This window comes from Rhizobacter fulvus (genome assembly GCF_964020785.1).
Genome location: NZ_OZ224516.1, coordinates 287,782 through 312,908 on the forward strand (window position 1 = coordinate 287,782; position 25,127 = coordinate 312,908).

22 protein-coding genes are annotated in these 25,127 nt (G+C 64.8%); 12 read left to right on the plus strand and 10 right to left on the minus strand.

The annotated features are described in order from the left end of the window. Window positions 1–33 precede the first annotated feature (33 nt). From ACWH49_RS01375 to ACWH49_RS01385, 3 genes are read right to left on the minus strand one after another with little or no spacing between them, the layout of a single operon-like run. Complete coding sequence (locus ACWH49_RS01375; RefSeq protein WP_448169822.1) at window positions 34–846, minus strand: enoyl-CoA hydratase/isomerase family protein; 813 nt, start codon at window positions 844–846, stop codon at window positions 34–36. Further along, on the minus strand, window positions 843–1,991 hold the full coding sequence (locus ACWH49_RS01380; protein WP_448169823.1) for an acyl-CoA dehydrogenase family protein: 1,149 nt from the start codon (window positions 1,989–1,991) through the stop codon (window positions 843–845). The genes ACWH49_RS01375 and ACWH49_RS01380 overlap by 4 nt, the downstream gene beginning before the upstream one ends. Beyond that, window positions 1,988–2,782 carry an IclR family transcriptional regulator gene (locus tag ACWH49_RS01385; RefSeq protein ID WP_448169824.1) on the minus strand — a complete coding sequence of 265 codons (795 nt, stop codon included), beginning with the start codon at window positions 2,780–2,782 and terminating at the stop codon, window positions 1,988–1,990. The genes ACWH49_RS01380 and ACWH49_RS01385 overlap by 4 nt, the downstream gene beginning before the upstream one ends. Before the next feature lie 113 nt (window positions 2,783–2,895). On the opposite strand from ACWH49_RS01385, the gene ACWH49_RS01390 reads away from it, so the two are divergent. Beyond that, on the plus strand, window positions 2,896–3,858 hold the full coding sequence (locus ACWH49_RS01390) for a tripartite tricarboxylate transporter substrate binding protein (protein WP_448169825.1): 963 nt from the start codon (window positions 2,896–2,898) through the stop codon (window positions 3,856–3,858). A 584-nt stretch (window positions 3,859–4,442) separates the two neighbouring features. Continuing rightward, window positions 4,443–5,639 (plus strand): porin, encoded by a 1,197-nt coding sequence (locus tag ACWH49_RS01395; RefSeq protein ID WP_448169826.1) that lies wholly within the window; start codon window positions 4,443–4,445, stop codon window positions 5,637–5,639. A 127-nt stretch (window positions 5,640–5,766) separates the two neighbouring features. On the opposite strand, the gene ACWH49_RS01400 is transcribed toward ACWH49_RS01395, so the two are convergent. The 6 genes from ACWH49_RS01400 to ACWH49_RS01425 form a co-directional block, all read right to left on the minus strand. Further along, window positions 5,767–6,192 carry a Zn-ribbon domain-containing OB-fold protein gene (locus tag ACWH49_RS01400; RefSeq protein WP_448169827.1) on the minus strand — a complete coding sequence of 142 codons (426 nt, stop codon included), beginning with the start codon at window positions 6,190–6,192 and terminating at the stop codon, window positions 5,767–5,769. Next, window positions 6,189–7,397 (minus strand): thiolase C-terminal domain-containing protein, encoded by a 1,209-nt coding sequence (locus ACWH49_RS01405; protein ID WP_448169828.1) that lies wholly within the window; start codon window positions 7,395–7,397, stop codon window positions 6,189–6,191. Before ACWH49_RS01405 ends, ACWH49_RS01400 begins: the two co-directional genes overlap by 4 nt. A gap of 698 nt (window positions 7,398–8,095) precedes the next feature. Then, a complete protein-coding gene (locus tag ACWH49_RS01410; RefSeq protein WP_448169829.1) occupies window positions 8,096–9,334 on the minus strand; it encodes a DUF1173 family protein in 1,239 nt (412 codons plus the stop codon). After that, on the minus strand, window positions 9,331–10,266 hold the full coding sequence (locus ACWH49_RS01415) for a tyrosine-type recombinase/integrase (protein WP_448169830.1): 936 nt from the start codon (window positions 10,264–10,266) through the stop codon (window positions 9,331–9,333). The genes ACWH49_RS01410 and ACWH49_RS01415 overlap by 4 nt, the downstream gene beginning before the upstream one ends. A gap of 944 nt (window positions 10,267–11,210) precedes the next feature. After that, window positions 11,211–11,465, minus strand: coding sequence for a helix-turn-helix transcriptional regulator (locus ACWH49_RS01420; RefSeq protein ID WP_448169831.1), 255 nt, complete (start codon window positions 11,463–11,465; stop codon window positions 11,211–11,213). Window positions 11,466–11,936: 471 nt separating this feature from the next. Further along, a complete protein-coding gene (locus ACWH49_RS01425; protein WP_448169832.1) occupies window positions 11,937–12,680 on the minus strand; it encodes a DUF1845 domain-containing protein in 744 nt (247 codons plus the stop codon). Window positions 12,681–13,205: 525 nt separating this feature from the next. Here ACWH49_RS01425 and ACWH49_RS01430 point away from each other — a divergent pair. From ACWH49_RS01430 to ACWH49_RS01455, 6 genes are all read left to right on the plus strand, one after another. Next, window positions 13,206–13,781 carry a hypothetical protein gene (locus ACWH49_RS01430; protein ID WP_448169833.1) on the plus strand — a complete coding sequence of 192 codons (576 nt, stop codon included), beginning with the start codon at window positions 13,206–13,208 and terminating at the stop codon, window positions 13,779–13,781. Window positions 13,782–13,844: 63 nt separating this feature from the next. Then, the gene (locus tag ACWH49_RS01435; RefSeq protein ID WP_448169834.1) at window positions 13,845–14,105 is read left to right on the plus strand and encodes a hypothetical protein; all 261 of its coding nucleotides are present in this window, start codon (window positions 13,845–13,847) and stop codon (window positions 14,103–14,105) included. 10 nt (window positions 14,106–14,115) lie between these two features. Next, window positions 14,116–14,433 (plus strand): hypothetical protein, encoded by a 318-nt coding sequence (locus ACWH49_RS01440; RefSeq protein ID WP_448169835.1) that lies wholly within the window; start codon window positions 14,116–14,118, stop codon window positions 14,431–14,433. A 55-nt stretch (window positions 14,434–14,488) separates the two neighbouring features. Next, window positions 14,489–16,150 carry an ATP-binding protein gene (locus ACWH49_RS01445; RefSeq protein WP_448169836.1) on the plus strand — a complete coding sequence of 554 codons (1,662 nt, stop codon included), beginning with the start codon at window positions 14,489–14,491 and terminating at the stop codon, window positions 16,148–16,150. Next, the gene (locus ACWH49_RS01450) at window positions 16,137–17,144 is read left to right on the plus strand and encodes a DUF7146 domain-containing protein (protein WP_448169837.1); all 1,008 of its coding nucleotides are present in this window, start codon (window positions 16,137–16,139) and stop codon (window positions 17,142–17,144) included. Before ACWH49_RS01445 ends, ACWH49_RS01450 begins: the two co-directional genes overlap by 14 nt. Before the next feature lie 303 nt (window positions 17,145–17,447). After that, window positions 17,448–18,485, plus strand: a complete 1,038-nt coding sequence (locus ACWH49_RS01455) for a DUF932 domain-containing protein (RefSeq protein ID WP_448169838.1) — start codon at window positions 17,448–17,450, stop codon at window positions 18,483–18,485. A 431-nt stretch (window positions 18,486–18,916) separates the two neighbouring features. Here the strand turns inward: ACWH49_RS01455 and ACWH49_RS01460 are convergent, their stop codons facing one another. Then, window positions 18,917–19,975, minus strand: coding sequence for a hypothetical protein (locus ACWH49_RS01460; protein ID WP_448169839.1), 1,059 nt, complete (start codon window positions 19,973–19,975; stop codon window positions 18,917–18,919). A 257-nt stretch (window positions 19,976–20,232) separates the two neighbouring features. Between ACWH49_RS01460 and ACWH49_RS01465 the strand changes: the two genes are divergently transcribed. From ACWH49_RS01465 to ACWH49_RS01480, 4 genes are all read left to right on the plus strand, one after another. Further along, window positions 20,233–20,427 (plus strand): rubrivinodin family lasso peptide, encoded by a 195-nt coding sequence (locus ACWH49_RS01465; protein WP_448169840.1) that lies wholly within the window; start codon window positions 20,233–20,235, stop codon window positions 20,425–20,427. A gap of 269 nt (window positions 20,428–20,696) precedes the next feature. Next, on the plus strand, window positions 20,697–21,419 hold the full coding sequence (locus tag ACWH49_RS01470; RefSeq protein WP_448174285.1) for a lasso peptide biosynthesis B2 protein: 723 nt from the start codon (window positions 20,697–20,699) through the stop codon (window positions 21,417–21,419). Window positions 21,420–21,434: 15 nt separating this feature from the next. Next, on the plus strand, window positions 21,435–23,228 hold the full coding sequence (locus tag ACWH49_RS01475; protein WP_448169841.1) for an asparagine synthase-related protein: 1,794 nt from the start codon (window positions 21,435–21,437) through the stop codon (window positions 23,226–23,228). A 27-nt stretch (window positions 23,229–23,255) separates the two neighbouring features. Beyond that, window positions 23,256–25,088: an ATP-binding cassette domain-containing protein gene (locus ACWH49_RS01480; protein ID WP_448169842.1), complete on the plus strand. Its 1,833-nt coding sequence runs from the start codon at window positions 23,256–23,258 to the stop codon at window positions 25,086–25,088. Window positions 25,089–25,127: the final 39 nt, after the last annotated feature.

The following is a 25,127-nucleotide window of genomic DNA, read 5'->3' on the forward strand; positions in this document are numbered from 1 at the left end:
GTTGGCGCTGCCCATCGCTCTTCTTCGCCCGGCTCACGCCTTGCCCTCGCCGGCCTTCGGCTTGGCGGGCCAGTCGAACGCGCGCGGCTGCTTGTTGATGAAGCGCGCGACCGCGTCGTGGTGGTAATCGGTCTTCATCACCATCGCCTGGGCCGCCGCTTCGAGCTCGGCGAGCGTGTCTTGGTCGAGGTTGAACGAGCGGTTGAGGATGTTCTTCGAGATGCCGATGGCCTGCGTGGCCGCGCCGTGGAAGCGCGAGGCCATCGCCAGCGCGTCGTCGAGCAGGCGCGCTTCGGGCACCACGTCGTAGACGATGCCGAGCGAGCGCGCTTCCTCGACATCGACCTCGCGCGCCGAGAACACCAGTTCCTTGGCGCGCATCAGGCCGACCACGCGCGGCAGGAGGTAGAACGCGCCCAGGTCGGGCACCAAGCCGACGCGGGTGAACACCGCGCAGAAGCGCGCGCTCGGCGTGGCGAGCACGAAGTCGCAGGCCAGCGTCAGGATGAAGCCGGCGCCGAAGGCCGGGCCGTGGACCGCCGCAATCACGGGCTTCTCGAGGTTGACCAGTTCGCGGAACCAGACATGCAGGCGCCGGATGCGGTCGCGGTCGGCGAAGACCGTGCGCTTCTCGGCCGACAGCGACTTCAGGTCGCCGCCGGCGCAGAACGCGCTGCCGGTGCCGGTGATGACGACGGCGCGCACCTCGGCGGTGTCACGCGCCTCGTACACCGCCTCGGCGATGCCTTGGCGCATTTCCAGGTCGAAGGCGTTGCGCGCCTCGGGCTTGTTGAGTCGGATGACGAGTGTGGCGCCGTGGCGCTCGCGCAGAACGGATGCTGTCATGGCTTGAATCCCAGATCTCGGGCGATGATGTTGCGTTGGATGTCGCTGGTGCCCTCGCCGATCACGTAGACCAGGGCATCGCGGTGGATGCGGCCGACCGGGTACTCGCGCATGATCCCGGCGCCGCCATGGATGCGGATCGCCGCTTCGCTGACCGCCACTGCGGCCTCGCTGGCGACGAGCTTGACCTTGGCCGCGGTGGCTGCGTCCAGCGTGCCCTGGTCGACTCGCCAGGCGCCGTAGTACACGAGCCAGCGCGCGGCTTCGATCTGTGCTGCCATGTCGGCCAGGCGATGGCCCACGGCCTGGTAGTCGCCGATGCGCTTTCCGGCGACGATGCGGTCGCGGGCGTAGGCCAGCGCCGCCTCGTAGGCCGCGCGCGCCATGCCCAAGGCATTGGCGGCAACGCCGACGCGGTTCTCGCTCAGGCAATCGAGGATCACCGGGTAGGTGCCCTCGCGGCCGCCCAGCAGCGCGCTGTCGGGCAAGCACACGTTGTCGATGAGAATCAGTGCCGTCTCGGAACCCCGGATCCCTTCCTTGCGCAGCTTGGAGATCGTGATGCCCGGGTTCGGCAGCTCGACGATGAACAGGCTGATCGCATCGGGCGTGAGTTCGGGCCGGGTGCGCGCCGCGACCAGCATGAAGTCGGCGATCGGCGCGTTGGTGATGTAGAGCTTGCTGCCGTCGAGCCGCCAGCCCCCGGCCGTGCGCGTGGCCTTGGTGCGCAACGCCCGCACGTTGGAGCCGCCATCGGGCTCGCTCAGCGCAAATGCCGCGATCTTCTCGCCCGCGAGTGCGGGCACGAAGCAGCGCGCGCGCTGCTCCGGCGTGCCGGCGCGCCAGATCGGCCAGATGCCCAGATGCGAATGCGCCGACCAGCTCGACGCGAAGGCCTGGCTGCAGAAGCTCAGCTCCTCGCGCACGATGCAGTCGCTAACCTTGTCCATGCCGCTGCCGCCATCGGCTTCCGGGTAGCGCACGCCGAGCAGCCCGAGTTCGCCCCAACGCCGAAAAATGTGGCGCGGGAAGGCCTCGTTCTCTTCGGCTTCGTCAACCAGCGGCGCAAGCTCCTCGCGGCACATCCGCCGCACGGTCTCGCGTACCGCATCGTGTTCGGTGGAGAAGCTGAAATCCAGGCTCATCCGCGTGCACCTTCGTTCTGCGCAACGCCGGACAGCGCACGCGACACGAGCGCGGCCCTGTCGCGCAAGTCCTCGCCCAATGCCTTGATCGTCGGCCGCCCCAGTTGCGCGCTGAAGCCGGTGCCGCTGATCGCCATGACGGGCGTGCCGGCCGAGTCGAGCACGGCCGACGACACGCTCGTGACGCCCTTGACATAGCAGCCCGCGTCGACGGCATAGCCCTTGTTCGCCGCCTCATTCACGCTTCGCATGTAGGTATCGAAACTGGGTGGATCGTCCCAGCGCAACGCATCAACTCGCCGGCGCATTTCGGCTTTTGTCAGCCGCGAGTGGGCGGCGATGCTGCGCCCGAGCGCGGAGATGTACATCGGCAGCCGCTGCCCGACGTTCATGTGGACCCGCATGGTCGCGTCGTTGTCGGCACGATCGACCAGAATCACGCGCTCATCGGGAGCGCGGTGCCACAGCGTCGCCGTCACGCGGTGTGTCGCCGCGATCGCTTCGAGGTGCGGATGCACCATGCGCGCATACGAGGCCGTCTCCAGCGCACCCTTGGCGAGTTCCACCAGGCCCAGGCCGATCCGATAGGTCTTGGTGGCCTCGTCGAAACTCACCAGTCTCTCGTGGACCAGTGTCTTGAGCAGGTTGAAGCAGGTGCTGGAGTTCAGCCCAAGGTCGCGTGCGATGCGGCTCACGCCGACCGGCGCCGCGGCCGCGGACAGGTAGCGAATTACGGCCAGCCCGCTGGCGAGTGCCCCCACGAGCTTGTCCGGCGATGCCATGTTCTCCATACGCGATGTCGATTCGTTCGAGTCCCAATATGTTGACACGATGCAGTCGAGCGGTCTACACTTTTTCGCCATAGCGATTCATTTTCTGTATGGCGAATGCTCGAGGAATCAAGATGACACTCACCCGCCGGCAACTGCTCGCGCTGCCGATGTTCACCGCGACGTCTCTGGCGGCCCAGATCAGTTACCCGGAAAAACCGATCACGTTGGTCATCCCGTCGGTCGCGGGCGGCATCCTCGACACCATCGGACGCATCGTCGGCAAGCACCTGGAATCGATGGGGCAGCCGGTCATCTATCAGAATGTGCCGGGGGCCGGCAGCGTGCTCGGCACCGATGTCGTGGCCCGGTCCGCACCCGATGGCTACACGCTGGGCGTGGTCGCGACCAGCCACGCGATCAACCCGAGCGTTCACGCCAAACTGCCGTACAACACGGCGCGTGATCTGGCGTCGATCACGCACACGGTCAATCTGACGAACGTGCTCGTGGTCCATCCTTCAGTGCCCGCGAACAATCTGCGGGAGTTGATCGCGCTGGCCAAGCGAAAGCCCGGCAGCTTGAACTTCGGATCGGCCGGAATCGGGCAATCGAACCACCTGTCAGGCGAGATGCTCAGGGCCGCCTCGGGCATCGACATTGTCCACGTCCCCTACAAAGGCAGCGCAGCCGCGATGACGGACGTGATGGCCGGGCACATCTCGATGATGTTCGTCGATCTTCTCTCCGCGGCGCCTCAGGTCAAGGCCGGCAAGCTGAAAGTCATTGCCGCGACTGGGCTGACCCGCTCGGCTGCGGCTCCCGAGTACCCGACGATCAACGAGTCAGGCGTTGCCGACTTCAACGGAAACTCGTGGCTTGGCCTCGTCGGACGTGCCGGCACGCCGAACGATATCCTCGCCAGAATCAGCGCTGAAGTCACGCGCGGAATCAACACGCCCGAAGTGAGGCAGCGGCTGCTGTCGCAGGGGGTCGAACCGGTCGGCGGGACACCTGCACAATTCGCCAGCTTCCTCGAGACAGAGACGAAGCGCTATGCGGCAGCCGTCAAGGCGGCCGGCATCAAGAGCGAGTGAGCCCCCGGTACACGCGCCGCCACGGTTTCCGTGGCGCTCGGCGTAGCCGTTGTCGGAGCGACTAGAACGGCGCTCGACAAATTGCCGGTCACCGACCAGCCTTGGCGCTGACCTGAGATTCGGCCGACAAGTGGTTCGCCGTGTCGCAGTTGCCACGCACCACGGCCAGAGTTGGACGTCGGCGATGAGGCAATCACGAACAAATCAGCTTGGGGCGCGACACGACACGTCTTGCGAAATGTTGAGGCTGCTGCCACCGAATGCCTTGCCTCCCACAAGGCGCGATCTGCGCCGGGTGGACTGTGAAGTCCGGCGTCGCGGCACCGCACGGAAGGTCCGCTGAGTCACTCCTCTTTGAGGAGGTCGCGACCAGTCGCGCTGCGGTCAGCCCGTACCGCAATTGCAATACATGGGGTTTGTCCCATCGGCCGACGCAACGACTTAATCTACCGTACGTTTGTTAGACAAATCGCTCTGCAAGAGCGGTTTGGCGCAAAGACGAACCCTGTCGGTCGGGTTCGAGCGGGGCTCAGAGCACGGTCCCTGGCAAAGGGCTGGTTCATCAACAAGTTGGAGGCAAGCGAATGAAGACTCGGATTTTTTGGGCAGGCATTCTCGGAGCAGTGGCGGCATCCACGGCACAAGCTCAGTCCAGCGTCACGCTCTATGGGCGATTGGACGCGAGCACCGCGTACTACGATCGCACCAGAGCAAGCACGAACAGACTCCTGAGGCTCAACACGGACTCCGGCAGTTCGTCGAGGTGGGGCTTGACGGGCACGGAAGATCTCGGAGGAGGCCTTTCGGCGCTGTTCAACCTTGAAGCGGCGTTGGACCTGGCAAAGGGCAACGGCATCACTGGCGGCGCGAACTCTGGGACGCTCATAGCCCAACCGGCGACTACGTCGTTCTGGCGCCGCAATTCATATGTTGGTTTGAAGAGCGCCCGCTTCGGCCAGGTCACGCTGGGTCGAAACTACACCGCCGCCCTCATCGGCCACGCAAACATCATGAACGCCTTGCCATCCGGCATCAACACGGGCTTCGCCACCGCGACGGCGGCTCAGGGCATCGGCAACGACTACTGGAACAGCAACCAGATCCGCTATGACAGCCCGAACCTCGGCGGATTCGACTTTGCGGCCAGCATGTCCGCTGGCGAGCAAGGCGCGAGCGGGAACAAGGCGGGCTCCACCATCGGCGGGCTCGTGCGCTACATGGGCGGACCGGTCGCCGTCGCAGCCAGCTACCAGAGGGATTACGACGTGGCGGGGACCGGCAAGAGCCTGAGCTGGTACATGCTCTCGGGCTCCTACAAGATTGGAGAGTTCAAGGTAGCCGCCGGCTACGATGCGGTCAACAACCGCGAAGGGCGCACCGCCACGGCACCGGGCGGCATCGCGACCTTCGCTGGCACCACATGCCCAAGCACGCCGGGGCCGGCAACCGGGGCCGTGCCCTGCCCGTACGTGGGATGGACGGATTCGAAGATGTGGACCGTCGGCGGCAGCTACAACGTCACGCCGCTGTTTGTAGTAGCCGCGCAGTACTACGCCGTCAAGGAAACCTTCGGCGGCACCACCAGCAAGCAGACCGTTGTGAATGCGCAGTACTACCTTTCCAAGCGCACCTCGTTGTATGCCCTCGCCAGCCACGTGAATAACGAGACTTTGGCTCTCGGTCCAATCTGGGCCAACGGCGTCTTCTCCGGCTCCAACAACACGTTGGTTCCGAACGGCAAGAACTACGCCTTCGCGACCGGCATCCAGCACATTTTCTGAATTTTCCTAGGCGGGGCGCCCCAGCGGAGCGACCCCCTTTACAGGGCGGGAGATTCAATCTCCCGCCCTTTTTTCGTTTGAAACTGCTTGAGCCGGCGAGGCCAGCAGTCGAGTCCGCGCGGTCTGCCTATACGGGTCGAAAACGGGGCAGAACGACGTGATCACTCGCCGGCTCGCACGCGAGCTCGACCACCATGTCGAACTCAATGGCCGCTAGGTCACCATCGACCAAGGAGCTGATCATTCGCGGGCCCTCGTCGAGTTGCACCAGCAGCACGGCGTAAGGCGTATCCTGCTTGAACGCAGGCCCCGGGGCGCGATGCACGACGCTGAACGAATGGACGGTGCCGCGGCCGCTGGCGGCCCGATGCCCGAGGTTCTCGCCGCCACAGGTCCGGCACATGGCCTGCTGGTAGAACTGCACATTGCCACAATCGCTGCAGTGCTGGAGCAGCAGCTTGCCGTCCTTGAGCCCCTGCCAATAGGCCTGCGAATCCGCGTCGGGCGTGGGCAGCGGCTTGACGTGTGCTTCCTTGGGATCGATGCGCCTCATAGCGTGGCCTCCGTACCGAGAATCGTTGTCGCTTGGGTCGCGAAGCCCGCGCCGAGGCTGTGCACCAGCCCCAGCTCGGCGCCGGCCACCTGACGCTCTCCACAAATACCGCGCAGTTGCTCGACGACCTCGAGGAAATGAAGCAAGGATCCCGGCATACCAGGATGGGCGAAGGACAACAGGCCGCCGTGCGTGTTGCAGGGAATCGCCCCGCCGTACGTGATCTGGCGGTCGTCGACGAACCGGCCGCCCTCGCCTTTGGGGCAGAAACCGAGATCCTCCAACATCATGATGACCGTTCCGGTGAAACAATCGTAGACACCCGCGACATCGATGTCCTTCGCGGCGCAACCGGCCATCGCATAGGCCTTGGCAGACGATTGAACGGCACCCGTCGTCGTCAGCGAGGGCATCAGGAAGATGTGCTCGTGCGTATAGCACTCGCCGGCTCCGAGGATGTAGATCGGTTTGGCCTTGAACGCCGTTTTGGCCCGATCTGCCGACGAAACGACGAACGCGACGGCCCCGTCCGAGATCAGCGAACAATCGAGCTTGTGGTACGGGGTTGTGACCCACCCCGAGTTGAGCACGTCGTCCACCGTGATCGGCTCGGTCATCTGCGCACCCGGCGTGCGTCGCGCGTGCTCGCGATGGATCACCGCCACCTTCGCGAACTGCTCGGCGGTGGTGCCGAAATCCTTCATGTGGCGGTGTGCCGTCATCGCGAACGTGTTGGCCACGGGAATGCCGAACGGCATCTCGTACTGCTGGTCGCGACTTTCGGTCATCGAGCGCAGGGCGAGGTCTGGCGACAGCCCGGTGAGCAGACTGTCGGCGCCGATGATCAGGATGTTTTCGGCCAGGCCACCCGCGATCGCCGCGGCGGCGATGTTGAACATGGTCGCCGCGGTGGCGCCGGAAACCTGCAGCGTGTTCGAGAACGTGGGCACGATGCCGAAGTACTCGCTGAAGGCCACGCTGAAACGGTGAAATGGGGCCGCGAAGGCGACGCTGGACAGCACGCCGTCGATCTGCGAGCGCTCGATGCCGGCATCCGCCAGCGCGGCCTTGGCCGCCTGGGAGGCCAGCGCCATCACACTCTTGCCGGGGACCCGACCGACATCCGATCGGCCGGCGCCGACGATGGCGGTTTCACCGCGGATGCTGCGGCGGCGCCCGCTGGCGGCGGGGGCGAAAGTTGTCATACGCGGTTCCTTCGAGAGCATGCACGAATTCTAAGCCTAACAAACGGCCGTTTGTCAAACGGGTAGCCCTGTACTCTTCGCTATCGACGCTGCGGTCGAGCGCCAACGCATTGCCATCGCACGGTGGCCGATATCACAACTGCCGCAACACGAAGCGCACGGCCGTATGGTCTGGTCGCATCCAGGCATGAGCACTTGGTACCGCAACCGGAACGGGCGCGGGTTCGCGAACTCGCCGTGGCGCCTGGTCGACTACTGGCGCATGACCAGGGGGCCCGATCTGAACGACCTTATCGTCCACTAGATTCCAAGGCGGACGCCCCGCGTGCCTCTCGATCGATACCGCCGAGAGGAGACACGCGACGAAACTGGGGCGTTGCGTTCGGGGTACCGATCGCATACGGGAACTGGCACGCGTTTCCGCTGCGGCCGACGCCGCAAGGCACAACCGCCCTGTCGGCGTCGGATTTGGGCTATCTGGATTCTCCGTGCAACGCCGCTGCACCACAATTCAACATGATGGGATTTGCGTCGACGAGAAGGGCTGCGGTGACATGGCGTGATCACCATTGTCATCTGGTTTGCCCGGCACTACTTCAAGGCCGCCGTGCCTCTCACGCGGTGCAGCCAACGTGATTCCGCACCGGCGATCGAACAGACGCATTGACACGACTCGACCACCGGCGGCCCGTACGCCGTCAACGCGCCTCGGCCTGCGGCAGTGACGGCATTGGGCGGTTGGTCGCCCATACCCATACCCCGCTCTCGACTTGGGCAATTGCGCCTTCCTTCATCGCCCATTCTCGTGGCGCCATGAAGGCGCTGATCACATGCAGAGGTTTAGGGGTCGCCCCCGCATCCAGCAGCAGGGCATTCGGGAACCCCGCCGCGCTCTTCGCGTCGTAGCGCAGCGGCTTCGCGAAGCGTCGCCGTTGCTCGACGAGTGCGTGCACCAGCGGCAACTCGTGGATGCCCTCGACCGGAATCCAATGCTCGCTGGTCAACATCAGGCTGGCTGCGTCGATCTCGTAGGTGTGTTCGCGACGCCCCCGGATCAACGCGGCTATCATCAGCCTTACCTTGTACCCAGTGTCGGCATCCCGTGCCTCGAACAGCGGTGCGAATAGCCGCTCAATTCGTTCCCAGGTCTTGCTGGCGACTAGCAACGGTGCATCGGGCATGTGCCTGATCCAGATCCTGCGCCCTAGCGCGGTCGCTTCGCTGGTCTTGAATTCACCGAGCACGACAGCCAGCGGACTCCGACCATCGCGCGGCTGCAACACTGCCAACTTCTCGCGGCGGCGCCGCGCCGAATCGACCTTGGTTGCCTCGCTGAAGGGCTCGGGCACGTACAGGCGATCGGCCAGCACCACGCCCTTGACTGACACATCTTCGGCCGCTTCGAGCAAGTACTTGTGCAACACCCCCTGATTGCGCTTGCCCTCCATCGCCGGGCTCCAGCGATTGAAGCCGGCGCGCTCAAAGAGAAAGTGCATCAGCGCCCGCAAGCTCATCCGGCGCCGGGGCACACCAACCTCGGCCGGGGCCTTCGGTTCACCACGCGGCATTCCGCCCCCGATCGTCCGCGTCCACGGGAAATCCACGCGCAGCTCGACGCTGCCTGATTCCGTTTCCTGCACTGCTTCACCAACCAGTTCGCCCAGCCCAGACTGCCTGGGCTCAGGTTCGTACGACGGGCACCCCGGGTGGTGCCGGCTGCCGGTATCGGGCATACGCTTGACCACGAACTGCCGGTGACGCGCGACATACATCTCGACACCACCAGGCACGCACTGGCAGCGCGGCCGCTCGGGAGTGCCATGAACCTGGGCGAGCGAGTCTTGCACCTGCGGATCGTCCATGCGCAGCACGCGGCCCTTGACGGAAAGGCGTTGCGTGTCCACGATCGTTGCCTCCTGATCGACCAGGCCGGTCAAATCAGCTCGCTCGTCAGTTCCTGAATCGTCGGCCTGCGGCGGGGGAACAGATCTCGCACCGCACTGCGCTCGCCGATGCCCAGCAGCAGACCGACTTGTCCCTCGTCGGCACCGCGATCGTAGAGCCGAGAGGCCACCGTGTGCCGCGCCGACAGCGGCGTCACGTCGCGCAGTTCGGCATACCGGAACAGCTTGCGATAGGTCTCCAGGATCGGGCGACACAAGTAGCGCCGCTGTCCTCGGTCGCCATAGGGCCTGATCATGAAGCCCATACCCGTGGGCGAAAGGAACAGGCGGCTGCGAGGATCCAGGCCGCGGTAGGCACCCTCGACGCCGATGCCGAGCCCTTGCTCGACACGCTCCTTCATGTAGGGCGATAGCACGTCGTCGAGCTTGGTGCTCGTGAAGTACAGGGGTCGCGGCTTACAGGTGATCGCGACATCGGCACGTATCTCCGACACCCGAAGGACGCTGCCATCCGAACTCAGGTAGTCCCGCACCTCAAGCCGGGCGATCTCCAAGGGCCGGGCGCCAGTTGCAAATAGCATGCAGAAGAGGGACTGGTCATGCAAGGGACGGCTGCTGCGGCCCTTGATCCGCTGCACGGCCTGAACAATCTCCTCATTCGAGACGACGCGGGCTTGCCGCGGTCCGAAGGGCGCGGGAGGTTCGAAGTGGGCCAGGGCCATCATGATGGCGCCCCGGTGCTGGCGCAGGCGATACACAAACGCGGTGCCCTCCTCCCTCAGGCCGTCGATGCCTACCACCTTGCTCAAACGTACCGCAATGGCTTTGATGCGCCGCTCTACGGCCGTGCGTGTCACGCCGAATCTGGCCCCGGCCATTTCATAAGTATCGCCGTCGATGACCGCCTTCAGCATTTCGATGGACTGCGCAGTTGCCCCATTGCGTGGTTCTTGGTCGCTTGGCATGGCGTGCTCTCCCAACTTCGATCCGGTGACCCTGCGATGACTCGATGCTCGATCGCCGAGCATCGGACCGCCAGGGACAATCGCCGGTAATGGCACGGGGTTTCGGCATCAGCCTCGTTGGGTATCGCAGACAACGATGGTCTTGGTGGGCGCGTTGCCGGCAAGACCCAGACCCTGCCGCCTCAGTCCGTACTGCGCGATGGCCTCTTTGACGCGCGCGACAACCTCTTGGACTTTCTGGCGCTTCGGTACCTCGGCTCGGCGCCGAAGGGTCGCTTTGCTTGAACAAATCGGCGGATGTGAGGTGGGTACCTTTGGCCTTGGGCATATAGACCTTCCGGCGTCGTTGTGGCGGTTGAGTGACGTGGGATGAATCTCGCCATCGATATTGCGATGAACCTGCAGACAACGCGACGCCGCTGATTCAGTCCCGAAGCAAGTTGAGGTCTGCTTTTTTGCCTTCGTTACGGGCTTGGCATCTCGCTCAGTGGCCGCGGCCTTGGCAGCTTTACGCGCCGCAGCCTTCGGATCCACGGCCGCCTTGAATCCGACACTTGGCGAAAACTTCGGCAACTTCGCCGCGGCGATCTTGATTTTGCGCCCGTGGCTGGATTCACGCCGTTGCGTGCGGCACCCGCTGCTGCTGGAACGAGCCGAAGCCAGGAATGACGACCGAGCCACCCTTCTTCACAGTCGAGACGATGGCATGAGCAAGGTCTCGACGATGCTGCCCGATGCAGCCTTGGGCAGGGATTGCTTTGCGGCAAGGTGTTCGATCAGTTCGGCTTTGTTCATGAGGAAATCTTGTTTGTTGGTTGCGCCAGCACGTGCGGGGGCAGCGATTGCCCCGCACATGCGTGGCGCCGACATCTTGAACCGATGCATGCCTGAGCCAAACGCTGCTTGATGCATCCCGATCAATCGCTATTCGCGTGGACTTGCCTTCAGGATCCGATCGCTTGCTGCGCGATCCAGCGCCGGATGTCCTCGGCCTTCCAAACGGTGATCCGCGCCGACAGCTTCAACGGCTCAGGAAAAGTTCGCGCCTGGATGCGCCGCCACAGCGTGGACTTGGAGATCGGCACGAAAGCCAGTACCTGCGGCTGACGCAGAAAGCCCGTTTCTGGCAACGCCGGGGCGGGGCGGGATGGGAGGGGTGCCACCATCGTGGTGGCGGGGATGGAAATTGTCTTGGGCATGATCTGGCCTCGTCGCGGCTTGTGCCGAAGGAAGACATGACCTGCTCTTTCGCGGCCGCATAGGTCAGAAGTGCGCGGACCGCCAGGAACGCGAAGCACCGAAGCACACCGCCGGCGTTCCGGGCACGCGGTGTTGGGATGAGCGGATGGAGGCAGCGGTCCGCGCGATGACGGGGCCAATCCAAAATCACGAGGCGACGAAGCAACGCGATCCGCACGTGCATCGCAAGACGCGATGGCACCGGGACCGTTCAGCGCAAGGCAGGTAACGACTGCGACGCCGCTGCGGAAGCAACGGTAGCGCGCTCGGAGCGCACGGCTCGCCACTCACGGCGACTCGTTGACACCTTATACAGACCCATCGGCCGACTCAAGACCATCGGCATTCGAACACCACGCAAGCACCCTGATCCTGCGGCCCTTGTGGATGGCAAGTGCAGCCGTGCCGACCCACACCGCGGCCACGCGCGTCTATTCACCGACGTTGGCCGTGTCGCTCTGCACGACTGTGACGCGCGCCACCTCTTTTGCGACGTCACCCGTGGACTCATCGATCACTGCGTCGCTCGGCGCCGCCCGTTCCGGCACGGCGTCGCCCGTCGCAGCCTCTGCATCGTCGCGAGCACCCATCGCATTCATCCGTCGCCGCAGCCCCAGCGCGAAGTTGCGCGTGCCGTTGGCCACGTCGCGCACCTGGCGCTTGAGCCCCGCACGCTGTGCGTCCACCTGCTGCGCGGAGATGATCTCGTGGATCTCCAGGGTTTGCAGCAGCGGCATCAACTGATCCAGTTTGCCCAGCACTTCCAGGAAGCGCCGACCGCTCGACGACAACACGCCGACCTCCACGTCCAGCGGCACGGTGTCGTAGGTCGCCGCGCTGGTGATGCCGTGCGCCTTGAACAGCGCTTCGGCACCGTCGATAGCCTTGTTGAGGTTCTCGGTCACGGTTTCCATCTGTCTGCGAATCGCGACCTCGACCTGCGCGATGTCATCGGCATCCAGCCGCGTGCGCGCGATCACCGAGATGAAGTGCGCATTGAGTTGTTGGGTGTTGAACATCCGCACGAAGAAGCGTTTGCCCTCGGCGCTTGTGAAGCGCGTTGGCATCTTCAGGCTCGCCGCCTCAACACGGCGGAAGTCCGCCTTGGTCTCCTTGGCAAGAATGCGAGCGTTGACGCCACCCTGGTCCATCTTGACGATCTCGATGTCCGACATGTCCGAGCTCCGCGCGTTGAAGGCCGGGCTCGATCTTCTTAACCCCGCTTCGCAATCGCCACGCGGAATGGCCGCCAGTTCGGCGGCGTTTCGGCATCGGGGCGTGACTGGTGCCGTTTGCGCATTGACCACTCGCCGGCATCTCGCTACCTTTGCGCCATGCAGCAGCTGGCCCTGCATTCAAACAAGGCAAGTCTTGGAGATTCATTGCTGTTGCGCGCACCATCGGCCGGCCTCGTCTCGATGCTGACGCGCCTGTGGCGGCACCTGTAACGGTGCCTGTCTTGTGACGCCGTCGAAGCGAGTTTTCAAGGTGGGGGCGATGCGTTGCCTCCCTGCCCTCCCGTCGAAAGCTTTCTCCGATCGGTAGCTGGCACACCGATCCCGGCGGTTCGTCCCGCCGCCCCAAGCCAGCCTTGGAGTCACATCCCATCGCGCCGGTATTCACCGGCATTTCGTCATCCCCGGGGGGCATACGCCCTCAGCCGAGATGCGTGTCGCCTCCGTTCCCTTATGGAGGCCACGATGCTCAACCCCAATGCATCGCTCAGAGCAACTGATCCTGTGTCCGCAGGATTTGCAGAACCCACATTCACGCCGCTCGCGGTGCTATCGCGCCGGCCATCGACCACAGCACCTGACGACGCGGCAGTTGACCCTCAGCTCGACGACGACGCATCGCCTGTCGAATGGAGCGAAGAAGACGTCGTCTTCCTGCACTGGCGCTTGCTGCAGGAAGTCAGTCATCTGGCGGACCCTGACACGCCGCTGGAAGAGAAATTCGACACGTTGCGCTGGGTCTTCACCGAGCGCGAGAAAGATGGACGTCCCTTCTCGTTCGTGAGCTGCCTGCGTGTGGTCGGTTGCAGCCCGATGTCGCCGATCGCTTACTGCGGGCTGGTCGATGCGGAAGAACTGCGTGACCACATCCGCAACAGCGTGAAGGCATGGCTTGGCCAGACGCTTCAACGCTATCCCGACTGGGTGCGCGAGGCGATTGCGATCAACCCCGCGTGGATCGAGGCGCGTCTTGCCAAGAACCCGCAGTGGATCAACGAGCAGCTCAAACGGATGTCCACGGAAGGCGACCTGTTTGTCTGACCCCATCAACCCCTTCGGGCTTGCGTCTTGATGCGCTGGCCCGCCCATTTCAAGGAGTACCTCATGTCCACTCTGAAGAACGTTCTGTGCCTGCTGGCGATCTTGATCGCGTATGGCATCGCGGGACGCATGGACTACGACGACGCGGCGATGTTGGAGGAAGCCCAGCAGGCAGCGGCACTTGCCGATTGCCCGACGGCCAAGCCGCACGCAGTCAATGACCCGGAAGAGCAGACGAACAACCTGGTTTTCGATCCACGGACCGACAGCGCCGACGCAGCCGCGCCGGAAGGCGACGTGCCCTGTGCGTCACACGTGTTCTGAGGTGGCCTTCATGCAAACCCATGCACACCCTGGCCGCGCGCGCCCTCGCCTGCTGACCGTCCAGGCGCCGGAAGACATCGAGTTCCTCGTAAAGGAAAGCGAAATCCTCACCGGCCGGGCCGGCCGCACCTTCGTGATCTCGGGCGCCGACTGGCTGGTCTACCGGGTGCACTGGCATCCGATGGGCCTGAAGGTCGAGCGACTCGATGCGATGAGCCGAGTCCTGAGTACCCAGCACCTGCTGCTCTGGGAGTTCCTCGAGCACAGCCTGATGGTGGCCCAAGCCGCTGGCCAGTTGTTCACCCCACCGGTCCACCGCCTCGATTGACCGAACTCTTCCCCTGGCGGGGCGGTCCCGCAGGGGCTGCGTTCCGCCTGCACTCATGGAGCACATCATGCAGATACAGGTTCGAGTCAGTGAGGAAGGCGCCTTGCGCACCCAACGCTACGCCTTCACCGACCGTTTCACGCTCGTCTCCGAGCTGTTGCAGAACGCCCGCCGTGCCGGCGCGATGCGCATTGAGATCCACCACGACGCCGCAGCGCAGGTGCTGCAGGTGCACGACGATGGCTGCGGCCTCGACGACTTCCAGAAGCTGCTGAGCTTCCACGAGTCGGGCTGGGACGCAGCCACCAGCGCCGAGGAGCGCCCCTTCGGGGTGGGCTTCTCGAAGTGCCTGTACGCCGCCACGCGCTGCATCATCGCATCCGGCCGCCAAAGGGTCGACATCGACACCGCGGCCGCGCTGGGAAAAGCCACGATCGAAGTGGAGCAGACCACCTCGGCCGCCGCAGTGGCCGGCACACGGATCGAACTGCACGGCGTGGACCTGCCCGACCTCGGCTCCCGGATCGAAGCCTTGTGCCAGGGCTTCCCCGTCGAGGTACTGTTCAGTGACCAGCCGCTGGCGCAGCGTTTTGCGCAGTCGCATTTGGTCATGGCGCCCAGCCCCATCGGACTGGTGCATCTGACCGGCACACGCGACGGCCAACACACGCACGACACGATGGTGTTCCTGCAGGGCTTCTGCGTTCTGAAGCCGACCTGGTGCTCCAGTGATCGGGTCAACGTCGTGCATCTGGACTCGCGCCAATTCATGGCGCGCCTGCCGGATCGCGACAAGCTGATCGACGAGGACGTGCAGCGCAAGCGCATCGATGCCGAACTCAAAGCCTGTTGGCGCGAGACGCTGGAAGTCGCAAAGACAAAGCTCTCGCCCGAACGCTTTGTCGAAACCTACTACGCGGCGATGCGTGCCTGGGGACAGCTGGAGCTGTTGAACGACCTCGACGTCCTGCCTGCGGCGATGTTCGACGCCATCGTGGGCTACCCCATCCAGGGCGACAGCGGTCAACGCGAGTACGTCCAGCCGGTGACCACTGCGCCGTCGCGCGGGGCCATCGAAGGCGGCGCGGTCACGCTAGTGACCCTGGACTGGGTGAACGATGACAACGCCGCACGCTGGATGCTGGCACATGCCAAGGGCTATCTGGTCTTCGACTGGAGCGGCCTGCTCGCCGACCACTGGGCGCAGCGTCACGTCCACTTCCTGGAAGAGGAGTCGGTTCAGGTCGAGGCCGTGTCAGAGCAAGTACGCACCGTGCTGGAAGGACGCTGGGTCTGGCCCAACGTGATCCTGTGTGAAGCCGTTCGGATCCGTGTGGGCGACGACGTTGCGGAGGTCACCGACGCGGGCGTTTGCCACGACGGCGATCTGTACATCCCCGCAGGCGAGTGCTCCGGAGCGCCGGTGCGGCAGTTGTCATCGTTCACGGACGAACACGATCAGTTCCTGGATTCCGATTTGGACGCTGACCGTGACGCGCTGGCCGACGTCATCCGCCGCCTGCGATCGGTCGATCCGGTGCAGACGCTGGACTCGCTGGTGCAAGACCTGCGGCTGGGCAACTATCCCTTGCTGCACGGCAAAACCTTCCAGCTGACCGTCGGTGTGGGCTCGGCGCCCGGCCACTCCATCGAACTGGTGGATGAGGATGGGCGCGCGACGCTGGCCTACGTGGGAGGCAGCCATGCAGGATCGTGAGTACGCCGCCCGCATTGAGGCGGTCAAGCAGCGGGCTCATGGCCGCTGGAGCGAGATCCTCGCCGGCTTGGGCGTGGACGAGTGCATCCTGAATCGGCGCAATCTGCCCTGCCCACTGTGTGGTGGCACCGATCGTTTCCAGTACACCGACAAGTTCGGCGAAGGCAACTACCACTGCCGCCACTGCGGCCCAGGCGGCGGCTTCAAACTGCTGCAGGCCGTCAGGGGAATCGACTTCAACACTGCGTTGCAGGAAGTCGAACGCTGTGTCGGCGCCGTGCGGCCTCCGCCTCGGATGGTGTCCGCCGAGCCCTCGGCCGAGCGCATGAAAAAGCTCGCCAAGCGGATCTGGGACGAAGGCAAGCCGGTCGTCGCAGGTGATGAGGTCGATCGCTACCTCAGCGGTCGCGGGCTGAGTTTGGCTGCGTATCCGAGGGCCTTGCGAATGCATCCTGCCCTCGGCTTCTATGAAAGGGACACCTCAGGCAAGTCACGCAAGGTGGCCGAGTACGCCGCCATACTGGCTTGCATCCAGGGCCCGGACGGCCACGCCGTGACGCTGCACCGAACCTATCTCAAGGACGGGCAGAAGGCGGCGGTACGCGAGGCCAGGAAGGTGTTGTCGTCGGGGATCAACGGCGCCGCGGTTCGGCTCTTTGAGCCAACCGAGGAGTTGGCCGTCGCCGAGGGCATCGAGACGGCGCTGGCCGTGCATCTGGCCACCGGCAAGCCGGTGTGGGCGGGGCTCAATGCCGGCAACCTGGAGAAGCTGTGGCTGCCCGAATCGGTGCGGACGATCTGCGTCTACGCGGACAACGACGCCGATGCCGACTTCGATGGCCAGGCCTTCGCGTTCGCGCTGGCACGTCGGCTAAAGAAGGAAGAGCACCGAAGCGGTCCGCGACAGGTGCAGGTGTTCATACCGAGACAGCCCGGCATGGACTGGGCCGACGTGTGGCGTGCGCGGGTGGAAAGCACACGGCGTGCGGCATAGGTTTCTGGGTGGTGCGATCGTCGGATCGCACCCGCCTTTTCAGCGGCACTTCGCGCACCAACGCTCCGGTGCCGGTGACAAGGTTCTCCCACTGGTAGCTGTCAGACCAGGTTGCGCTTCGCGGCGCAACAAAGACAGCCGTGGAGCTTCCGCGCGATGTACATCGCGTCATCTTGGATCAGCTTTGGCCGATCCGTCATCAGCCCTTGCGGGGATGCGCTGTCCTCGCGAGTGGGTCACGCCGTCCTCGACTTCCCTTATGGAATGGAGTTCGATATGAAGAGCGGACGATCTCTCGTAAGCTTGGCGCAGGAACTGGAGCGCCAATTGGCTTCGAAGAAGGATCTTGTGGTGTCGTCGTCTTTGCTGCGGCACGATACGGACGACACCGGCGACACGCGGTTGGTCATCGAAGAAAGCGGTGGCCCGGCACGCTACGGCGTCACGCCGCTGGCGCGTCGCCAACTCGCCGACAAGCTGAAGATTCCGTATGCATACTTCGAGCGCATGCGCAGCGAACAGCCGGTTCTGCTGGACCGCAACGTCAACACTTGGCTGCAAAGCGACGACGACCGACGCATGATCCGCACGCTGGACGGGAACGTCCGGGCGGTGCTGTCCGACCGCTACCGCCGGCTCGACAACTTCGACCTGGCCGAAAGCGTACTGCCCATCCTGCAGCGTTTGCCGCAGGTGCGCTTCGAATCGGTCGAGCTGACCGAAACACGCATGTACCTGAAGGTGGTGACGCCGTTGCTCAAGTACGAAATGGCCCCCGGTGACGTCGTGCAAGCCGGCGTCGTGGTGAGCAACTCAGAGGTCGGTCAGGGCACGCTGTCGGTGCAACCGCTGTTGTTCCGGCTCGTGTGCCGCAACGGCCTGATCGCAGCGGACCGCTCGCTGCGCAAGACCCACGTTGGACGCAGCATCGGCAGCGACGACCAAGCCCTCACGGTGTTCAAGGACGACACCCTGGTGGCAGACGACAGGGCCTTCTTCCTGAAGGTGCGTGACGTGGTCGAATCGGCGGTGTCGGAAGCGACGTTCCTGCAGGCAGCGCACAAACTGCAGAAGACGCTTCACATTCCGCTGTTCGGCGATCCGGTGAAGACGATCGAGGTGCTGGCCAACCGCTACACCTTGAACGACACCGAGCGCGCCGGCGTCCTGCGGCACCTGATCAATGAGGGCGACCTGTCGGGCTACGGGCTGGTGAACGCTGTGACCCACTACTCGCAGGAGGTCGATGACTACGACCGCGCCACGGAGTTCGAGGCGCTGGGCGGCCGGCTGATCGAATTGCCAGCGCAGGAGTGGAAAGGGCTCGCGGAAGCTGCTTGATTGACAGCTTCAGAGGTCGATCCGCCACTCGGACTTTCGGTCCTGAATGGCGGATCGCCAGCATTCAGGCCACTGGGGTTTCGACCCCGGTGGCTTCTTTCATCGGCTGCCGAAGCGCGTCATGTCGATTGCGCTGTTGACTTTGCAGACCTCGTGGATTCGTAACACGTTCGGCCGCCGCGGTGTCTTTCACGACACAGTCAGAAGCTTCGTTCTCACACTTGAGGGCCAACCCTTTGCCACCGTGCGAGTCGACGATAGAGCGACGGTCTGGCGGGGGCGGACCTCGACTGGGCCGCTGCGCGACCATCCGGTCACCAACGGGCGCTGGACACGCCACTCCCCGCACTCACTGCCGACACGCCAGGGTCGGTCACATGCAATCGGATGAAGGCCCAGCTCAGTCTGTCGCGCAGCGACAGTTCGCCGTCTCAACCTTGTGCGTTCACATCGCGCGACTTCGACCGGGCTACGCATCGCACGCCCGCCACCTGAAGCGATGCGGCTTCCTCCAGAATCCTGCGCAACGGGGTGCCCAGGATGATTTGATCGGAGGGTCGTGCCCGGCAAGCGCTCATCTGCTCACTGAGAGTGGCCTTCGCGCGGTGGAAGTATCGCGCCACCGAAGCTGCCGAGCAAAGGCGATGGTTGACAGCGAAGCAAGCAACCAAAGCTCGCCCTCGCGCCGCCAAGGCACTTGACTCCAGATGCAGGTTTGGCGGGCTCGCGGCATGGATCTTCGCGGAACTCCAAGTCGCGAGCAGTGCCAGCGCGCCGTCGATTCCATAGGTTCCTCCGGCAGCAATCAACATCGCTGCCGGGCCGTCCACTGCCTTCGCCATCGTTGGACGCGGGCCCACGGTCCCTGTTGCCAGTTCCAAGCCTCGAGTGAGTTCCCACGCGCGCCATTCCTGCTCGGATGGACGGTGCTTCATCCAGCGACGCAGAGCCACTCGCGCTTCGGGAACCGTCCTCCCAAATTGATCCAGCATGGGCCGAGCGTTGAATCCCCTCCCCGTCGACAACCCCGATGCGATGCGCAGCGCGCCATGAGGATAGTGGGTCGGCGTCGAGCACAGGCCGAGCATCACCGGGCGCCAAGCGAGCATCCGAAGCTCGTTGCGCAAGGCCTCGACGGAGTGCAAAGGCTGAGCCCGATAGGGGCCGGCCAGTACCGGACTTCGAACCGGCTGCTCCTCTCGTACCCATCGGGACAGCACGTTCCCGAACGCGCGTGCGATTCCTCCAACGGACTCGTCGGGGGAAATCCGCGCGACGGCGTGGATCTCGGTCGGAAGCAGGACGTAGTCGATGAGCACCCGCCCTTCGCGCTCATGGGCTCCGATCAGGCGTCTCTTGATGCGCTCGGCCAGCGAGGCCGGAGAGTGCGCATAGGTGAAGAACTCCCTCCCCACCGCGGCCTGCCAGCACAGACTCCATTCGGTCGCTTCAATGATCCGATCGGTCTCGGTGGGAATGGCAGTGCGCATCACCGCTTGACGAACTCGGCCGCTGCTCCCTCATCCCCAAGTTGGCAATGACGCGACGAACGTTCGGTCGCACGCCGCGAGCGATCTGAGCCATGCGCCTTCGTCACACCGAACGACCAAGGCGTCGTTGTCGTTTGTCGCAGCGTGTCCAACCGGCGCCGACGCCGCGCCGCGGATGGTTCATCGTGAACGATCGGGACCGAACGCCTGCCGGCGTCCACTCGATACCGTGGACCGCACAGATGGAGAGGACTAACTTGCGATTGCCCGAGGCCGACCCGGCCGAGGGTGGTCACAAACCTCAACTGATGGAGCTGGTCATGAACGAAACATCTCAAACCGAAACGGAACTGCAGGTCGTCGAACTGGGCGATGCGAAAGAGGTCACGATGGGTGTGCCCAAGCCGAACCTCCACGAGGAAAACCCCTCGATCCCGGGTCAGTACGCCTGACGCCTGAGCAGTAAGGGCGCGCGCCGCCGAAGGCAGCGCGCGTCCTCGGGCGTCGCGAGATGCCGTGGCCCTTCGCCACGATGCAGCGAGCAGAGCGCGCATCCATCGTGGCGTGTCGAACCCGATTGCCGTCACGCGCGGCTCACTCGCCAAGGCATCCACCTTGGTACCACGCAGTCCGGGAAATGAGTGAGAGCTGCGATCCCTTGCCAGCACCTTCCATGACCGCATACACGCAGCCGTCGTTACAGGAGACATCCTTGCGAATCGTGACCCCGGATCAGCGGCTGAGGCTTGCGCCGCACGTTCGCGCGTGCGCGAGCGACGGGCAGGTCATTCTGCTCGACTTGCGCAACAGTCAATACTTGGGCGTCGGCAGCCCGCAGTCCGGCGCGCTGGTCGATCGTGTGGATGGTTGGCCGCGTGACCTCGGCCCGATTTGCGACTCCGCCACGTCCACCATGGCCGACCAGCTGGTGGCGAGCCTGCTGGCTCGTGGCCTGCTGACGCACACGTCGTCGAAGCGGCCGCCACATGCCACGGTCGGGGAGGTCACCGCGTCACTTGACGCCGAGGACGAGTCCCCGAATGTCGACATCGGGGCGCGTCGCCTAGCCCGATTCTTTCGGAGCGCTTTGGTGACGACTTGGTGGATGCGCTGCCGTTCGCTGCAAGCGATCGCCACGTCAGTGCAGGAACGCCGGGACCGATTGCAGCGGTCCGACCCGGACTTGAGCGCGCTCGATTCGGCGAGGGCTGGAACCGCGGCCTACGAGCGGCTGCGGCCCTTTGTCCTCACTGCGCACGAAAACTGTCTGCGCGATTCGTTGGCGCTCGTCGGCTTCCTGGCCTCGGAAGGCGTGTTCCCGCGCTGGGTCGTCGGCGTGAAGACCCGCCCCTTCGGTGCGCACTCGTGGGTCCAGATGGGATCGACCGTCCTCAATGATCAGCACGGGACGGTTCGACAGTTCCGTCCGATCCTGGTCGTGTAGCCGAGCGCGCGACCCATGTTCCGCTACGTCGGCCTCGCTTGGGACGACAGCCGGCCGGCAACCTCGATCAGGGCCTGGCAGCTCGCCCTGGCTCTGGAAATTCGTTCGGGCTGGAACGCCGCCCTGGTCCGCTCCGGCTTGCAGGTCTACACCACAGGAACGCGGCCGGGCATCAATGGTGGCTATGCGTTGCCAGGCGAACGGGGTGTCGTGCTGGGCAAGCTCTTTCGGCGCCGCGACTTGCGCACGCCAACCACCACCGACGTCACGCTCACCCGGGCCGAGGGCGAACAGATCGTGCAAAGCAACGGCCGCGCGCTCGTACGGGATTTCTGGGGACGCTACGTGGCCTTCCTCGAAACCCAAGACGGTTCGACCTGCGTGCTCAGGGACCCGAGCGGGACGCTGCCTTGCTTTCGCGTCCTCCATGAAGGTGTCAGCATCGTCTTCTCTTGGCTCGAGGATGTCTTGGAGATGTTGCCCGACGTCGACGCCCCGCGTCCGAACTGGGACGCTGTGGCAGCGTTCATCCAACTCGGCGCGCTCGGAGGCCGAGAGACCGCCCTCGACGGACTCTCTCAGATCCTCGCCGGGGAGGCACTCGATCTGCGAAGCGACGCGTCGACGTTTTACTGGAGCGCCGTCGACATCGCGCGGTCTCCGACCGCATACACCTTCGCCGAGGCCGAACCCCTGTTGCGCGAGACCGTGCGCGCCTGTACTCGCAGTTGGGCGGCGTGCTACCAAGCCATTCTCTTCCGGCTCTCAGGTGGCGTCGACTCGTCCATCCTGCTGAGTTGCCTGGCCCCGGGCGCAACGGCGGCGGACGTCCTCTGCGTCAACTATCACTCGGCCGGCTCCAACAGCGATGAACGCGAGTACGCGCGGTTGGCCGCGGGACGGGTCGTGCGCGACCTGATCGAGCGCGAACGCAACCGCGACTTCCGGATCGAACGTGTTTCAGGCGCAGCACGCATGCCTGCTCCGATCAACTACATCGGCTGGATGAACGCGACGACCGATGCCCGGTTGGCCTCGGCGCACGCCGCTGCCGCGCTCTTCACCGGCGCCGGCGGCGACCCGCTCTTCTTCGAGTTTCGGCGCTGGTGGCCCGCAGCCGACTACCTGCAACTGAGGGGCGCGGACCGAGGCTTCCCGGCCGCTGCCCTGGATGCGGCCCGACTCGGCGGGGTCTCGATCTGGCGGACTTTGGCGCTCGCCGCTGCGGAGCGCGTGTGGCCGCGGGTCGCCACGCACGAATCCTCGGGCCAGACGACGGTGTTCTTCGGCGACGAAATCCTGAAGATGCCGCTGCGGCGGGAGCGCTTCGTGCATCCACACCTGCTTGACCCGCGTACGCCGGTCGGCAAGTACATGCAGACCGCGTCGCTGATGCACCCGCTCGGGCACTACGATCCCTTCGAGCAAACCGCGGCTCCCGAGTTGGTCCACCCATTGCTCTCGCAGCCGCTTGTCGAGCTCTGTCTCGGATTGCCCACCTACCTGCTGACCCAGGGCGGCCGTGGACGCGCACTCGCGCGACGCGCCTTTGCATCGGAGCTGCCGGCCCGAATCGCGGCGCGCCGATCGAAGGGCGGCATGGAAGAGCATCTGAAGGATGTCCTGGCTTCGAATCTCGAGTTCGCACGCGGCGTCCTGATGGACGGTGAGCTCGTTCGCCGCGGACTGCTGGACCGCGCCGCCATCGAGACAGTCCTATCCGGGAAGCCGACGTCGCTCCCCGGCTCCCCCGGCCACATCCATGCCTTCCTCGGCGTCGAGCTGTGGCTCGCGCGCTGGCCGCGCTAGCGATCAGCGATCCGAAGGACGGGCCGCATGTCTTCGTTCGTCGACCTCGCCGCCGCGCTCCGCCTGCTTCGCGCCGACATCGACCGGCCGGTGGCGTGGCGGCTGGGAGCGACCGCCCTGCTCGTGGTGGCGGGAGGTCTGCTCGCGGGTCTCGCGCCGCTCGCCCTCAAGGGCATGATCGACGCAGTCGGCCAACCCGCACCCCACGGTCAATCGTCGTCGGACCCGACCTTTGCGCTCGCGGCCGCCTACCTCCTCGCGCTGTGCAGCGGTCGGCTGCTCACCGAGCTCCGCCCGTCGCTCGTCGCCGCCGCAGAGCAACGCCTCTACAGTCGACTGCGACGGCGGTTCTTCGCCCATCTGCTGCACTTGCCGCTGGCGTTCCATCGCGACCGGCAGAGCGGTGCACTGGTCCAGGGCCTTCAGCAAGCCATCCTCGGCTACCAGATCGTCATCTTCAACCTCGTCAACAGCGTGGTGCCCGTCCTCGCCGAGATCGTCACCGTGACGCTCGTGCTGTCCTCTCTCGGGCAACCATTGCTGGTCACTTGCTTCGGCGCGACCGCCCTTTCCTACTTGGCGTTTCTGCGCTTTCGGGGGGTCGAGATCAGGAACAGCGCGCGCGGTATCTCCGAAGCGAGCATCGCCATGAACGGCATGCTGATGGACGACCTGCTCAACGTCGAGACCATCAAATGCTTCGGCGCAGAGAAGACCACGCGCGTTCGTTTCGAGAGTGCCAACCGGCTGTTGGAGCGGCGGTGGAGCACGTTCCAGCGAGAGCGACTGCGCGTAGGGCTGACCGTGGCCGCGGTCTTCGCGCTATCGATGACCGCTCTGCTCGCGGTCGCGATTCACGCGGTCCTGAACGGAACGCTGACGGCGGGAGGCTTCGTCCTCGCGAACGTCTACATGCTTCAGGTTACACGCCCCCTCGAGATGCTGGGCACCGCGGCGCGCGACCTCTCGCAGGCGGTGGAGTTCATTCGTCCGGTGATCGACGTGTTGAAGCAGGTCGGCGACACCCCTGAGGACGGTAAAGGCTTGCCGGTCGCTTGCGCCACCGACGTCAACGCCGCAAACACCGCAAACACCGCGAGCAACCCGACCGGCGTCGATCGATGCGGTGCACCGAGTCTCAGCTTGCGCGACGTCTGCTTCGCGTACGCCGATGGGAACGCGGTGTTGAACGGACTGAGTCTGGACATCGCGCCGGGTCGCCGGGTCGCCATCGTCGGCGCGAGTGGTTCCGGAAAGACCTCCCTCATCCGGCTCCTGCTGCGACTGGAGGAGCCGCAGACCGGCACCATCGTGCTGGGAGGAAGGGCGATCGACACGTTCCCCGCACGCGACCTGCGCAAACTGATTGCAGTCGTGCCGCAGGACACCATGCTCTTCAACCAGACGGTGGCCTTCAACATCGCCATCGGAAAAACCGACGCGGCTCGGTGGGAGATCGAACGTGCCGCGCGACTCGCCCGGGTGCACGAGTTCATCTGCTCGCTGCCCGCTGGCTACGAAACGGTCGTCGGCGAACGCGGACTCAAACTCTCGGGCGGAGAACGCCAGCGCATCGCCATCGCGCGAGCGGTCCTGAAGGCTCCGAGGATCTACGTCTTCGACGAGGCGACATCGATGCTGGACAGCGTGACCGAGACGCAGATCCTGAGAAACCTGCGGGCGGCTTGCGAAGGGGTCACGACGGTCACCGTGGCACATCGGTTGTCCACCATCCAGGATGCCGACGAGATCGTAGTCCTCGGCGGCGGGAAGGTCGCCGAGCGCGGTGACCATGCGACGCTGCTGGCAAGTAACGGCGAATACGCCGAGCTCTGGCGAGGGCAGCTCGGCACGCGCTGACCGTGAGCAGCGGCAAGCCTGGCTGTAAGCCACTCTGCG

Coding starts and splice junctions, on each gene's coding strand:
- ACWH49_RS01375 (WP_448169822.1), bottom strand. CDS start 846: ATGACAGCATCCGTTCTGCGCGAGCGCCACGGCGCCACACTCGTCATC.
- ACWH49_RS01380 (WP_448169823.1), bottom strand. CDS start 1,991: ATGAGCCTGGATTTCAGCTTCTCCACCGAACACGATGCGGTACGCGAG.
- ACWH49_RS01385 (WP_448169824.1), bottom strand. CDS start 2,782: ATGGAGAACATGGCATCGCCGGACAAGCTCGTGGGGGCACTCGCCAGC.
- ACWH49_RS01390 (WP_448169825.1), top strand. CDS start 2,896: ATGACACTCACCCGCCGGCAACTGCTCGCGCTGCCGATGTTCACCGCG.
- ACWH49_RS01395 (WP_448169826.1), top strand. CDS start 4,443: ATGAAGACTCGGATTTTTTGGGCAGGCATTCTCGGAGCAGTGGCGGCA.
- ACWH49_RS01400 (WP_448169827.1), bottom strand. CDS start 6,192: ATGAGGCGCATCGATCCCAAGGAAGCACACGTCAAGCCGCTGCCCACG.
- ACWH49_RS01405 (WP_448169828.1), bottom strand. CDS start 7,397: ATGACAACTTTCGCCCCCGCCGCCAGCGGGCGCCGCCGCAGCATCCGC.
- ACWH49_RS01415 (WP_448169830.1), bottom strand. CDS start 10,266: ATGCCAAGCGACCAAGAACCACGCAATGGGGCAACTGCGCAGTCCATC.
- ACWH49_RS01420 (WP_448169831.1), bottom strand. CDS start 11,465: ATGCCCAAGACAATTTCCATCCCCGCCACCACGATGGTGGCACCCCTC.
- ACWH49_RS01425 (WP_448169832.1), bottom strand. CDS start 12,680: ATGTCGGACATCGAGATCGTCAAGATGGACCAGGGTGGCGTCAACGCT.
- ACWH49_RS01430 (WP_448169833.1), top strand. CDS start 13,206: ATGCTCAACCCCAATGCATCGCTCAGAGCAACTGATCCTGTGTCCGCA.
- ACWH49_RS01435 (WP_448169834.1), top strand. CDS start 13,845: ATGTCCACTCTGAAGAACGTTCTGTGCCTGCTGGCGATCTTGATCGCG.
- ACWH49_RS01440 (WP_448169835.1), top strand. CDS start 14,116: ATGCAAACCCATGCACACCCTGGCCGCGCGCGCCCTCGCCTGCTGACC.
- ACWH49_RS01445 (WP_448169836.1), top strand. CDS start 14,489: ATGGAGCACATCATGCAGATACAGGTTCGAGTCAGTGAGGAAGGCGCC.
- ACWH49_RS01450 (WP_448169837.1), top strand. CDS start 16,137: ATGCAGGATCGTGAGTACGCCGCCCGCATTGAGGCGGTCAAGCAGCGG.
- ACWH49_RS01460 (WP_448169839.1), bottom strand. CDS start 19,975: ATGCGCACTGCCATTCCCACCGAGACCGATCGGATCATTGAAGCGACC.
- ACWH49_RS01475 (WP_448169841.1), top strand. CDS start 21,435: ATGTTCCGCTACGTCGGCCTCGCTTGGGACGACAGCCGGCCGGCAACC.
- ACWH49_RS01480 (WP_448169842.1), top strand. CDS start 23,256: ATGTCTTCGTTCGTCGACCTCGCCGCCGCGCTCCGCCTGCTTCGCGCC.